Source organism: Kribbella antiqua, from assembly GCF_004345665.1.
Taxonomy (GTDB): domain Bacteria; phylum Actinomycetota; class Actinomycetes; order Propionibacteriales; family Kribbellaceae; genus Kribbella; species Kribbella antiqua.
The window spans coordinates 52,343-65,681 of the sequence record NZ_SLWR01000014.1 but is presented as its reverse complement, the minus strand read 5'-3'; the positions used below and the strand labels follow the sequence as shown (position 1 = coordinate 65,681).

9 protein-coding genes are annotated in these 13,339 nt (G+C 68.4%); 5 read left to right on the top strand and 4 right to left on the bottom strand.

Features of this window, described 5'->3' with window-relative positions; genetic code table 11:
• Window positions 1–14 precede the first annotated feature (14 nt).
• Window positions 15–278 carry a CopG family transcriptional regulator gene (locus EV646_RS33045; RefSeq protein WP_132155675.1) on the top strand — a complete coding sequence of 88 codons (264 nt, stop codon included), beginning with the start codon at window positions 15–17 and terminating at the stop codon, window positions 276–278.
• Window positions 275–688 carry a type II toxin-antitoxin system VapC family toxin gene (locus EV646_RS33040; protein WP_132155673.1) on the top strand — a complete coding sequence of 138 codons (414 nt, stop codon included), beginning with the start codon at window positions 275–277 and terminating at the stop codon, window positions 686–688. Before EV646_RS33045 ends, EV646_RS33040 begins: the two co-directional genes overlap by 4 nt.
• Before the next feature lie 30 nt (window positions 689–718).
• Here EV646_RS33040 and EV646_RS33035 read toward each other — a convergent pair whose 3' ends face one another.
• A complete protein-coding gene (locus EV646_RS33035) occupies window positions 719–4,105 on the bottom strand; it encodes an ATP-binding protein (RefSeq protein ID WP_132155671.1) in 3,387 nt (1,128 codons plus the stop codon).
• Window positions 4,106–4,281: 176 nt separating this feature from the next.
• Between EV646_RS33035 and EV646_RS33030 the strand changes: the two genes are divergently transcribed.
• The 3 genes from EV646_RS33030 to EV646_RS33020 all read left to right on the top strand — a co-directional run bounded on the left by EV646_RS33030 (window position 4,282) and on the right by EV646_RS33020 (window position 7,176).
• A complete protein-coding gene (locus EV646_RS33030) occupies window positions 4,282–4,851 on the top strand; it encodes a hypothetical protein (protein WP_199237339.1) in 570 nt (189 codons plus the stop codon).
• Window positions 4,852–4,880: 29 nt separating this feature from the next.
• The gene (locus tag EV646_RS33025) at window positions 4,881–6,275 is read left to right on the top strand and encodes an FAD-binding oxidoreductase (protein WP_132155667.1); all 1,395 of its coding nucleotides are present in this window, start codon (window positions 4,881–4,883) and stop codon (window positions 6,273–6,275) included.
• Between the two features lie 184 nt (window positions 6,276–6,459).
• The gene (locus EV646_RS33020) at window positions 6,460–7,176 is read left to right on the top strand and encodes an alpha/beta fold hydrolase (RefSeq protein WP_132155665.1); all 717 of its coding nucleotides are present in this window, start codon (window positions 6,460–6,462) and stop codon (window positions 7,174–7,176) included.
• On the opposite strand, the gene EV646_RS33015 is transcribed toward EV646_RS33020, so the two are convergent.
• The 3 genes from EV646_RS33015 to EV646_RS33005 are packed head-to-tail and all read right to left on the bottom strand — an operon-like array spanning window position 7,173 to window position 13,329.
• A complete protein-coding gene (locus EV646_RS33015) occupies window positions 7,173–9,884 on the bottom strand; it encodes an exo-rhamnogalacturonan lyase family protein (RefSeq protein ID WP_241996486.1) in 2,712 nt (903 codons plus the stop codon). The genes EV646_RS33020 and EV646_RS33015 overlap by 4 nt on opposite strands.
• Window positions 9,845–12,439, bottom strand: a complete 2,595-nt coding sequence (locus EV646_RS33010) for an exo-rhamnogalacturonan lyase family protein (protein WP_132155663.1) — start codon at window positions 12,437–12,439, stop codon at window positions 9,845–9,847. Before EV646_RS33010 ends, EV646_RS33015 begins: the two co-directional genes overlap by 40 nt.
• Entirely contained in the window at window positions 12,436–13,329 is an 894-nt protein-coding gene (locus tag EV646_RS33005) for a carbohydrate ABC transporter permease (protein WP_132155661.1), read from the bottom strand. The genes EV646_RS33010 and EV646_RS33005 overlap by 4 nt, the downstream gene beginning before the upstream one ends.
• Window positions 13,330–13,339 lie beyond the last annotated feature (10 nt).

Below are 13,339 nucleotides of genomic sequence, written 5' to 3'. Positions count from 1 at the left end.
GTAGGATTTGGAGCATGAGCGAGAACACCGGTAAGTACTCGATCACGATGCCACGAGAGATCGCAGAGGCTGCGCGAGCGCGCAGCGGGCCGTCCGGCCTGTCCGCCTATGTCGCGGCGGCGGTCGCGCGCCAGGTTGAGCGGGACAACCTCAACGAGCTCATCGCGGCCGGCGAGGCCGAGCACGGCCCGATCTCCTCGGAAGCGATCCAGGCCAAGCGGGAACAGCTTCAGCGGGCCCGTGAGGAGCAGCACGGCTCGGGGACGAGCGCTGCATGACCCCATCGGCCGCCACGCCAGGCGGCAGCGTGATTCTCGACTCCGAAGGGCTCGCCAGAGCTGTGCTCCGCGACCGCGAGGTGATGGAGTGGCTGGCTCTCGCTCGCGATGAAGACATGCGGGTCGTCACCAGCGCGGCAACGCTTGCCGAGGTGGTTCATCCACGGATCAGGAAGCCCGCTCTGGAGTGGACCTTGTCACGAATCGCGGTCGAGCCGGTCACCGAGTCGATTGCCCGCACAGCTATAGGGCTGCTGAGCGATGCCGGGTTGCACGGTCACAAGCATGCGATCGACGCCATGCTGTGCGCGACAGCCCTCGCGGCGCCCAAGCCCGTGACCGCCCTGACGAGCGACCCCGATGATCTCGTCAGGCTGTGTGCTGGTCAGGTAACGGTCATCAAGCTGTGAGTACTCGCGGCAGCCTTCGTCAGGGCCTGGTCAGGAGGGGTCGGACAGGGGTGTGTTGAGGCTTGCCAGGCGTTGTTCGGCGCGGCGCAGCCACGGCTTGATGCCGGCGGCCCGGTTACGGTCGACCGCTTGCGAATACGCAACCCGGGCTGCCTGCAGATGGCCGAGCGCCTCGTGGCCACGCCCGATGAAGTAGGCGATCGAGCCGATGCAGTCCGTCGAACCGTAGATGGCGAACTCGTGGCCCCACGGTTCGATCCGCGCGAGTGCCGCGGGGAGATCGTCGGTACGTCCGGCCGTGGCAAGCGTGTCGACGCGCAGGCAGTCACCGACGACGGAGGCGTAGTCCCAAGCGCCCTCGGGCACCGGTGGACCGAGGATGGCGACTCCTTCTTCGGCGCGCCCGGACTCGGCGAGAGCATGAGCGATGAATGCCCGGTACGCCGGGTTCGCATGGGTGCGTGCCGTTTCGAGCTGACTGTCGTCGACGGGCGTTCCCGGACCGCCGAGGCGCAGCTCCGCCATCGGCACCATATCGGTGATGGCGACGACGGAACTGCGCCGGTGCCGTTCGAGTGCCTCTTCGCCGAGCCGGCGCGCGGCCTCGTCGCCGGCTGACAATGCGCGGTGGTATCGCCACCAAGCGATCGGTACGTCGGCGCCGGTGTGCCGCAGCCGCCGCGCCAGCTCGGTGCACCGTGTGACCTGCCGTTCGGCTTGGACCGTGTCGCCGCGCTGCAGGTGTGCGGCGGCCGCGCCGAAACGGGTGTAGAGCTCTTGCTCGTGCGACAGCGGCAGGGTCAGCACTTCCTCGGCGAGCGCGATGCGTTCCTCCGCGGCGCCTGGTCTGCCCCACAGCGCCATCGTTCGCAGTAAGACGACGTCCGCGAGCAGGTCGGGATCGCCGACCGCGCGGGCCGCCTCCACCGCGCGTTGCCCGATCGCGTCAGCCTCCTCCGACCGCCACTCGTACGTGAGTTCCATCGCCAGGCTGGCCAGAACCCGGGCGTTCAACGGCCCCGACCGCAGCGTCGTCAGGCAGTCCTCGAGGACGGCGACCATCGCCGGGTCACTGGTGCCGAACTCACGCCAGTGCCACACCCCGGCGCCGCGGAAGCTCGTCGCAGCCTCGGCAACCAGGGACATGTCACCGAGCACGCGAGCAACCTCGACGGCGTTGTCCAGCGCCGCTCGCGAGCCGCGGATGTCGCCGCGGCGGTAGCTGGCGCGGCCCAGCCCGAGCAGCACGTCATAGCGGCGGCGGGCATCGTCCGCCGGCGCCAGCGCGTCCGCAGAGAGAGCCTGCTCCCAGTGCGCGAGCGCCTCGTCGAGGGCGCCACGTCCCTCCGCGAGGCGTGCCGCGGCAATCGCGTGACGAACGGCCCGTTCGGCGAGCTCCGGGCGGAGCGCCGCGCCCAGCGCGAAGTGGTGAGCGACCTCGGCGACGAGGTCCGGATCGTCGGCGAGTCGAGACTCGAGCGCCACGGCGGTCGCGGCGTGAAGCCGGCCGCGGCGGGTCAGCGACACCGAGCCGTACAGGGTCTCGCGCACCAAAGCATGAGTGAACCGGTATCGCCCTGGCATGTCGCCGTCCTCGACCGCGTGCGCGGCGACCGCCTCCTCCAGCAGGTCGAGCACATCCTCGACGTCGGCGCCGGACACGTCGGCGAGGAGATCCAGGTCGAACTCGCGACCGGTGATCGCAGCGATGGTGAGCAGCCGGCGTACGTCGTCCCCGAGCCGTGCCAGCCGCAGCCGCAGGACGTCCTGTACGCCGTGTGGCACAGCGACCTGACGGGCACCTGCCACGTCGAGCCGCCGCTCGGCGCTGAGGAGGCGGACGAGTTCCATGACGAAGAATGGGTTGCCGTCCGTGCGCCGCGCGACGACAGCGGCGAGTTCCTCGTCGACCGAACCATCGGTGATGCACCCGACCAGATCGCGCACGTGGTCCACCCCGAGCCCGTGCAGCGGGATGCGAACGGCGGACAACCGCCCGAGCGAAGCGAGGCAGGCCTGCAGTGGTGTGCTCAGCGAATCCCCTGAGCGCAGGGAGGCGATCAGCATCACGGGCGCTGACTGGAGTGCCTCGGCGGCGAACGCGAGCAGTTGCAGCGACGACACGTCCGCCCAGTGGATGTCCTCGAGAACGACCACCAGCGGTGTCTCCCGGGCCGCACTGGCGAGCAGACGCGACACGGCGTCGTACGTGCGCAGTGCGGCGGACCTCGCATCGCTGGAGCCGTGTCCGGCGGCGCCAGGTGCGAGCAGCTCTGCGACCTCCGGCGGCGGATTGCTGCCGGCGAGGGCGCGGACGACGGGGACCCAAGGCCAATACGCGGGGGAGACGTCCGCCTCGTGGCAGCGACCCCAGAGGACGCGGGCGCCATGTGCCGCGACCGACGACTCCGCGAACTCCGTAACGACCCGGGTCTTGCCGATACCGGCCTCACCGCTGACCAGCAGGGTCTCGCCGTGGCGAGAGGCGCGCACCCGATGGATCGCGGCTTGGAGAACCGTCACGACATCGTCGCGCCCGATGAGCTCGGTGGTCCTGCGCTGATCCGTCCCAAGATCTGCCGGAACCGGGACCAGGGACGATGTCACGGCGCCTCGGTCGGTTGGCACCCGCGCGGCCGGACGTACGGCGAGTTGCGGTGACTGCGCGAGCACTTGCGCCTCGAGCTGCTGCAAGGCCGGCGACGGGTCGATGCCAAGCGATTCGACGAGTACCTCACGCGCCCGGCGCAGCGCCGCCAGCGCGTCACCCTGCCGCCCCGACCGGTAGAGCGCGAGCGCGTAGAGCTCCCAGATGCGCTCGCGAAAAGGGTGGGTCGAGACCAGCGCCTCCAGTTCGCCGGTGACGAGTGCGTGCCGCCCCAAGGCCAGCTGCACCTCAGCCTTCAGCTCCAGCGAGCACGCCCGCAGATCCTCCAGCCGGGCGACCTCGGCGCGGACGAGCTCGGCGTCGACGATGTCGGCGTACGGCGTACCGGCCCACAAGCCGTCCGCCTGCTCACACAACCTCCAGGCCTGCTCGGGTTCGCCCGCGGCGAGCGCGCCGTGGATCTCGTCCACCAGAGCGGCGAACCGTTCGGCATCGACGGTCTCCGGAGGAACCACCAGCGCGTAGCCGGGGCCAGAGCTCACGAGGAGACGAGGCGAAGCGCGCGGTGTGCGGTCGGGCTCGATGAGGGCACGCAGGCGGGAGACGGCGACCTGCAGGGAACCCGTCGCCGTCTCTGGAGGGTCGCCGCGCCACAGGCCGTCGCTGATCCGATCGACGGACAGGACACGGCGCCGCGCGGCGAGCAGCATCGCGAGAACGGCTCGCTCGCGCCGCCCACGCACCGGGATCTCGATGCCGTCGACGAACAGCGCGACACGGCCGAGCACCGTGAAACGAATGTCCCCCACCACCTCATGAACCTCCCCCACCACCTCATGAGGCTAACAGCGCCGGGAAGCCCCGCGGTACATCGACGGTAAGTGGGCGGTAAGTGCAGCGCGCGGCGCGATCAGCGGCCGGTCAGAACGAACCAGCACTGTTTCCCATGTCAGGCAAACCAGCACACATCCCCTGGAGGACTCCGATGTTTCGCACCCGCAGCGCCCGCCGCACCACCGCCCTCATCGCGACCGCCGTCGCGGCCCTGGTCACCGGCAGCGCCGGCCCCGCCGCGGCACACGACGATGACGGCATTCGTACGGCGGCTGAACTGCACTCCCGCGACGGAGCCGGTGCGGCGCTCGCCGCCCTGCGCAGAGACCTGCGGCCGTACGAGGACGTCCGGCTCGCCCTCGCCGACGGGTTCGTCCCGGTCTCCGAGTGCACCGAGTCGCCGGCCGGCGGCATGGGCGTGCACTTCCTCAACCCGGCCCGTGCCATGGCCCCGCTCGACGCGACCAAGCCGGCCATCCTGCTCTACCTGCCGACCTCCGGCGGCGGCTACCGACTGCTCGGAGCCGAGTGGTTCCAGGCCGACGCGGACCAGAACCTCGGCACCGACGACGACCGCCCGTCGCTGTGGGGTCAGCCGTTCGACGGCCCGATGCTCGGCCACGAGCCGGGCATGCCGATCCACTACGACCTGCACGTCTGGTTGTACGACGCCAACCCGGCGGGCGTGTTCGCGCCGTGGAACCCCGCCGTCAGCTGCTGATCTCCCACCCGAAACGAAAGGAACCTTCGATGACACACGACCTGACCTACCCGGCCGTCGACAACGAGGCATTGGATGAGCTCACGGCGATGCTGCCCGGCCAGGTGCTCGTGCCCGGCGATCCCGGCTGGGAGGAGCACAGCCGCGGCTGGATCCTCTCGGTCGACCAGCGACCTCGTGCGGTGCTCACCGTCGGCGAGACCGAAGACGTCGTCGCAGCGGCCCGGTGGGCGGCCCGGCACGGTGTCGCGATCAGCGCCCAGCCGGTCGGGCACGGCGCCACGACCGCACTCGACGACACCGTCCTGCTTCGGACCAGGGCGCTGCGCGAGATCACCATCGACACCGAGCAACGCATCGCCCGGGTAGGTGCCGGGGTGAAGTGGGGCGAATTGCTGGCAGTCACTTCGGAACTCGGCCTGACCGGGCTGGTCGGCAGCAGCCCCGATCCGTCGGTGGTCGGTTTCTGCCTCGGTGGCGGGCTCAGCTGGTTCGGACGTGCGTATGGCCTCGCCGCGCACAGCGTCGTCGCGGTCGAACTGGTCGACGCCGCCGGCGAGCTCCGCCGCGTCACGGCGAGCAGCGACCCTGAACTGTTCTGGGCGTTGTGCGGAGGCGGCGGCGACTTCGGCATCGTGACCGCGATGGAGCTGCGTCTGCACCCCGCGCCGCACGTCTTCGGCGGCCGGCTGTTGTGGCCGATCGAAATGGCCCGGCCGGTGCTCAAGGCGTTCCGTGCAGTCTCGGCCACCGCGCCGGACGCGCTCACGCTCTGGGCCCAGCTGTTCCGGTTCCCGGCGCTGGACGAGATTCCCGAGCCGCTGCGGGGCGGGGCGTTCGTCTCCATCGACGTCAGCTACCTCGGGTCCGCCGAGGAGGCGCTGGCCCTGCTCGAACCGTGCCTCGAACTCCCGGCGCGCTGGCTCAACACACTCGGGACAGTCCCGCTGGCCGAGCTCGGCTCGATCGCGGCCGAGCCGGTCGACCCGATGCCCGTCAGCGAGACCTCGGGCCTCCTGCGCGATTTCGACGACGTGGCGATCGATCGGCTGCTGGCCGTCGTCGGCGCCGGCAGCACAGCGCCGCTCGCGGTCGTGCAGGTTCGGCACCTCGGTGGCGCGCTGGCGCGGGCGAGCGCAGCCGAAGGCCCGGCCGGAGCCGTGCTCGAGCCGTACCAGTTCTTCTGCCTCGGCGTGCCCGTTGCCCCTGAGGTCGAAGCGGCGATCCAGGAATGCTTCGCCGAGGTCCGCACGGCCCTCGGCGGGCACACCACCGGACGAACGATGTTCACCTTCCTGGGCGCCGACGACGACCCGGGCCGGGCCTTCTCGCCCGGCGCGCTCGCCCGCCTCCGCGAGGTCAAGCGGCGGACCGATCCCGACGGCGTGTTCCGTAGCAACCGGCCCGTCCTCTCGCGCGGGTGAGTACGCACCGCACTCAGCCGTCTGCCCCGAGGTCGGCTGAGCTTTCACCAAGGGGCCCGGGGTCATCCCCAGGGCCCCTTGGCGTTTCCGAGGGGCGCACTCCAGGATAAGTGTGTCAGATTATTGACGGGCGTCGTAGCAAGTGGCACGATTCGAGCCATTCAAGGCCGCGAAGGAGATCGCCATGGCTGGAACGTTCGTCCTCATCACCGGTGCGTGGCATGGCGGGTGGGCCTGGCGGCCTGTCGCCGAGCACCTTCGAGCCGCGGGGAACCGGGTGCTGACTCCCACGCTTCCCGGGCTGAGCGACGGTGCCGACCCGACGCCATACACGCTCGAGGACGTGATCGACTCGGTGGTCGACCTCGTCGAAGGTGAAGACCTGCACGACGTCACGCTGGTCGGGCACAGCTGGGGTGGATACGTCATCGCCGGCGCCGCGCCCCGGTTGGCGCCGCGCCTTCGGAAGTTGGTGTTCTGGAGCGCGTTCGTACCGGCCGAAGGCAGGAGCCTGTACGACGAGGTGCCGCCGCAGTACCAGGCGTTGTTCGACGGACAGGCCGCTGCCTCCGGCAACAACTCGGTCGCGATGCCCTTCGAGGTATGGCAAGCAGCCTTCCTGCCGGACGCGCCGGAGGACGTGCAGCGGACGGTGCACAGCCTGCTTCTACCCCAGCCGATGCAGTACTTCACCCAGCCCGTCGCACCTCTCGACCTGGACACCCTCGGCGTACCGGTCGTCTATCTGCTCGGTGAGGACGACATCGCCTTGCCGCCCGGCGAATACGGCTGGAACCGATTCGCCGAGCGGCTCGGCGTCGCGCCCGTCCCGGCACCCGGCAGCCACGAGGCCTGCTTCACCCGCCCGGCCGAACTAGCCGAGACCCTGCTGAAAGCCTAGGGGTTCACGATCTGGTCGCCGACCAAGGCCAGGGTCTGGATGGCGGCCAGGCCGTACAGCGCTGTCGTGTTGGTGGACACCCACTTGGCGGCCTTTGTCGGGTTCAACGTGGATGAAACGTCGTCGGCTGTCCACGGCAGGTTCGGTGCGTACCCGTCGCCGGTGTAGAACTCCTTCCAGGCTCGGGCGGCCAGGTCGTTGCGGTTGAGGCGTACGGCGGCGTACGCCGTCAACCGGGCATGGCCCTGCCGGAGGATCAGATTGCCGAAGTACGCGCCGCACTCAGCTGTCTGCTCGGCACGCGTGGCGTTGTAGAGGCGGCAGTACTGCAGCCAGGCGGTCTCGAACGCCGGCATGTCGACCAGGTCGATCAGCTCGGCGCAGATCTCCACCTGGCCGAACATCGCACTCAGGTGCGACACACTGACCGTCTTCTCCGTCACGGGCGCAAAGCGACCGGTGTCGAGGTCGTAGAGCCCGCCGCCGGTCACGAAGCCGTTGGGCATCGCCGCGATGGTCTCCATGGTCCCCAGCAGCTTGGCCTTCGCGGTAGCAGCTTGAGGACCCTGCCGCTCCCATTCGGTGAGCCACGCGGCAGCCAGACCACTCCAGTCCGTCCCGAGCCCGATAGCGAGTGCATGCGGATCCGGTGTGTACGGCTCGGTGCGGATCTTCCGCAGTGGGTCCAGCACGAGGAACGTCCGGTCGGAGTCCACCAGCTCGGACAGCAGATCGCCCGTACGCTCGTCTGCGGTCAGGTAGTAGTAGAAGCGCCGGTAGATCGCCGTACTGATCCGCTGCTGCTTGGCGCTGTCGGCCCAGTGCTGTACGCCGTGGCGCGTACCCAGGCCGGCCCATTGCCCGAGGTGGTAGACGTCGACCTCACCAGTGTGTCGCGTCATCGCCTCGGCGAACCGGAAGATGTCAGCCCGGCCGGACCGCAGGAACGCATACCAGAGCCACAGGTCCGGCGACAGCTCCGAGTTGTCCCACGCGTAGCCGCCCACGTCGTACCGCCAGACCAGCCGGTCCTCGTCGAACGTGTGCATGATGTCGCCGTAGTCCCAGAACCCGTACCAGTGCCGTGACTCCACCTGACCGCGGTAGTAGTCGAACAGGAAGTCCAGGTGGTCCTCGATCGCCTGCTTGGCCGGCACCGACCGATCCACCGGCGTGACCAGCCCACCAAACACACGCGTGCTGACCAGTTGACCCACCGGGTTGATCAGCTGCGGAGGAGTCCGCACCTGGTCAGCCATGTCACCCAGCCGGGCAGCAGAGGGCGTCCCAGCCAGCGCCCAGAAGGTGAGCTCCGAGGTCCGTGCGATCCCGTACGGCGTCCCGAATCCCGGCTCGTAGTCCTCGTACGTGATGTTCAGACCCTCGAGCTGCTCCGGGTACGTGTCCTGGCCCATGCCGTCGTGGTAGAACCGCGTGTCCATCGGCCCGGCCTCCGGCGACCACAGCCACACAGTGACCTCGGCCTCCTCGGTTGCCGCACCCCTGATGTCCAGCTGGGTCGGATGCCGCTGCCAGAAGTCCCTTAGCCCAAAGGCGAACCCGCCGCTGACGCCACCCACGTAGCCGAGCCCTGAGGCGCGACGACCTTGGTCCACCGAGATCCAGCCGTACCCGCGACCAGTCCGCTTCTTGACGGTGAACCCGTCCGCGGACAGCTGGGCCAGCGTGTAGTCGCCCCACTCGGGGATGTACTGCAGCCGCGTCGTCACCCGCTGGTCCCAGGTGGCAGGATCCGGCAGCTTCGTCCCGGCGATCTGAGCCGCCCGTCCGACGGCACCCGGGTCACGCCGCAGCCCGGTGATCCCCTTCACCGCCTCGGCCACCATGCCGTGGCCCTCACCGACGAACCGCACATGCCGGTCGTACGCCGCATCACGCAGCGGCACCCGGAAGCGCACGCCGAGGCCCGCGATGTAGTCCTGCTGACCGTCCTTGTCGTAGACGAACGTGTGCACCATCCGCACGCTCTCCGCGCCGGCCGCGAAGTAGAGCCGTACTGAGAACGGCAGCCACGTCTTGCCCTTGCGAGACTTGTGCCGGCCCTCTACGCGAACCACTGCGCGCACCGGACCCGCCTGCTCGACAGTGACCTTCTGGATGTCGCTCTCGTAGCGCTCCCGGACGCCACTGCCCTCTTCGTCCTCGACGATCTTGTCCTGCTTGAGATTGACCAGCTGTCCCTTGCGGGCGATCAGCACGTCACCACGCCAGATCTGGCTGATCAGCTCCGACCCGCTCTTGCGGATGCGTGTCTTGATCACGCCGGTGTCGACGTCGACGTACGTCTTCTCGTTCTTCACCGTGACCGCTTGGGCCGGACTGGCCGCCGTACCAGGGCCAAGGGTGTAGGACTCCGCTGGCGCGTCGACAGCGATCGCGTGGGCGCTCCACTTGAGCGACCCGTCCGGCCAGTACGCCGTCGGCCAGCTCTGCAGTGGTACGTCGGTGCCGTCAGCGGCCTTGAGCGCAAAGGACTGGTTCGCTGGTACGGCGCCCTTCGGCCACGGCGTACCCCAAGTCGTCACGGCCGCGGTGGTGGGTTTGCCTTCCAGCCAGGTGAGCTTCACTTCTGAGACTTCGGCCTGCTGCGCAAAGGCAGCGACCGGGTTGTCGAGCAGGGACGCTGCAGGTACGGCGGCCATACCTGCTAGGACGGTGCGTCGGGTGACCGCTGTGACTTGTTCCACGCCATTCCACCTCTGTCGTTTCGGTGTTCAGGAATCAGGGACAGGTTCTGGATCGCGGCGAGCGCGTACTGCGCCGCGCCGTTGGTACTGATGAAGGCGGCCTCGTCGACCGGCATCAGGGCGCCGTCGACCGGAGTGGTCTTCCACTCCGTCTCGCGTTGCATCGCGTTGCGGTTGAGCTGATCGCCTTCGTCGACGAAAAACTTGCGCCAGGCCAGTCGGGCCAGCTCAGCGTCACCCGTACGCGCGGCGGCGTACGCGGCAAGGCGGCTGTGGGCCTGGACAAGCGAGATGCCTTGCAGTGCTTGACCGACCTCAGCGGCCTGCTGCTCGGGCGTGAGCAGGTAGAGCCGGCAGTAGTCCAGCCACGCCTTCTCGAACCCGGGTACGTCGAGGTCCAGGTCGATGAGTTCGGAACAGATCTCGGGCAGCCCGAAGAGCGAGGACAGGTGTGACACCGAGATGGCCCGCCGGCTCGTGTCGAAGCGCCCGGTGGACAGGTCCAGCCGTGCATTGCCGGTGAGGAAGCCGTAGTGGAGTGCTGCGATGTCGGCCATCGTTCCGACGAGCCGTGCGCGCGCCCGCTCGTCGCCGTGGCGTTCCCACCGCGTGAGCCACGCTGCGGCGAGTGCACCCCAGTCCACGCCCAGCTCGACCGACAGCGCGTGCGGGTCGGGGGAGTAGACATCAGGCCGCACCTTGCGCTGCGGATCGACGGCCAGGAACATCTCCTCGATCGTCGCCAGCTCGTCCAGCAGGTCACCGGTCCGCTCGTCGGTGGTGAGGTAGTAGTAGAAACGGCGGTAGATCGCGTTGGAGATGCGGACCTGCTTGCAGCTGCAGCCCCAGTGCTGCACGTTGTGCCGCGAGCCGAGTCCCTTCCACCGGCCAAGGTGATGTACGTCGACCTCCCCGGTATGACGGGTCATCGCCTCGGCGAACCGGAAGACATCGGCTCGGCCGGTCCGCAGGTACTGGTACCAGAGCCAGAGGTCCGGCGACAGCTCGGAGTTGTCCCACGCATAGCCGCCGATGTCGTATCGCCAGGTGTGCCGGTCGCGGTCGTACGTGTGCATGACGTCGCCGTAGTCCCAGAACCCGTACCAGCGTCGCTGCTCGCGCTGGCCGACGTAGTACTGGAACAGGAAGTTCAGCCGCGCCTCGATGTCCTGGTCGTCGGCCGTGGGCAGACTCCAGCTCCCGAAGACGCCGGCCTCCAGCAGGCGGGCTGGTGAGACCGAGAGCAGGCCGGGGGAGTTGAGCAGGGCCGCATGCTCGGCGAGCTCGTCTGCCGTCGGTGTGGTGTCGTGGACTCGCAGACTGAGCTCGTGCGTACGGGCGATGCCGTGGGCGTTGCCGAAGCCCGGTTCGTAGTCCTCATAGGTGATCTCGAGTCCCTCGAGCTGTTCGGCGTAGCTGTCCTGGTCCATGCCGTCGTGCCAGTACCGCAGGTCCATGGCGGGTGCACTGGGCGACCACATCCACACTGTCGCCGTTGCTACGTCGCCGGCGGCGTTGCGGATGTCCAGACGGGTGGGGTGCAGTTTCCAGAAGTCGCGGAGGCCGAAGCCCAGTCCGCCGCTGACACCACCGACGTACCCGTAGCCGGGGGACCTGGTGCCGGCGGGGATGGTCACCCAGGCGTGGCCGGGAGCGGTCCTTTTGCGCAGGGTGAAGCCGTCGGCGCTGGACTGGTCGAGGGTGTAGTCGTTCCATTGGGGGATGAGGTGCAGCCGTTCCGACACCTCCGGGTTGGGGATGTCCTCTACCGCACGGCCCGCTACCTGCGTACGTCGTACGTCCTCGCCTGGATCGCGACGAAGACCGGTCAGGCCTCGGACGGCCTCGGTGAGGAATCCGGATGGTCCGGCCAGCCGGATGTGCCGATTGTGCGGCTCGTCCCGCATCACCACGTCGGCGCTGAGGCCGAGCCCGGCGAGGAAGTCACGGTCCGGGTCGCCGTCCCAGACGAAGCTGTGGACGACGCGGACGTCGGTAGCGCCGGCGTAGAAGTACAGCCGGACGCTGAACGGCAGCCAGTCGCCGTGCTTGCCCTCCAGCCGGACCACCGCGCGGATCGGGCCATCCTGCTCGACAACGAGATTGTCGACAATCGCCGTCGTCTGCTGGCGGGCGCAGCCCAGATCCTCGTCCGGCGCGCTCTGCCGCAGGCTGACCAGCCGAACCTCGCGCACGACCTCCTCGCCGTTGTAGACAATCGACGCGATCAGCTGGGGTGATCTGAGCAACCAACTGACCTCGCCTACGGTCACCCGGACCTCGCCATCGATCTGGTCGACCTGCACAGGCCGGTCAGGTGCAGTCGGCGTACCGGCGACCAGCTCGTACGACGACTCCGGGCGCTCTGACCGCCCGATCGCGTGGGCCGACCATTTGATCGACCCGTCCGGCCAGCTCGCGGTCGTCCAGCTCTGTACGGGCGTTCCGTCGGCCAACGCAAAGCTGGTGCCCTCAGCAACAGTTCCGCGCGGCCACGGAACACCCCAGGAAACCCCTTGCCGGCAAGGCGTCTCCAGCCACTGAACAGTGGTCATTCCTTCACCGATCCGATCAGGACGCCCTTCGCGAAGTGCTTCTGCAGGAACGGGTAGAAGAACAGGATCGGCAGCGTCGCGACCACCACGACCGCGAACTTCAGCCCCTGCTCCGGGAACGTCACCGTCTCCAGCTGCTGCAGCACGTTCGCCGAGTCGGCATTCGCCGCGGTCAGCTGGCGGACGATCATCTGTAGCGTCCACTTCTTGCTGTCGTCGATGTAGAGCAATGGCGACATGTAGTCGTTCCAGATGCCCACCGCGTAGAACAGCGAGAACGTCGCGATGATCGGCTTCGACAACGGCAGCACGATCCGCAGGAACACGTTCAGCTCGTTGCAGCCGTCGATCCGGGCCGCCTCCTCGAGTGCCTCCGGCAACTCCTGGAAGAAGCTCTTCACCACGATCAGATAGAACGGATTGATGGCCAACGGCAAGATCAGCGCCCAGTAGCTGTCCAGCAGCCCGAGATCACGCACCACCAGGTACGTCGGGATCATGCCGCCGCTGAACACCAGCGTGAAGATCACCAGGTTGAGGACCAACGCCCGCCCGGGCAGAAACCGCTTCGCCAGCGGATAAGCCATGGTCAGTGTCAGGAACAGCTGGACCGCGGTCCCGACCGCGGTCACGCAGATCGTCGTCAGCAGCGCGCGTACGAACGTATCGGTGGAGAAGATGTAGTGATAGGTGTCCGTGACGAACTTGTGCGGCCACAGGAAGAACGGCCGCGAGCTGATCTCGGACTCGGTCGCGAACGACCCGGCCAGGACATACAGCAGCGGCAGGACCGTGACGAGCGACAGAACGGTCAGCAGGACGGCATTCGCTATGTCGAACGCGCGGCTGCCGCGGGAGTCGAAGTACCGGACGGATTGAGTGGTTGCCATGCTCACAGCC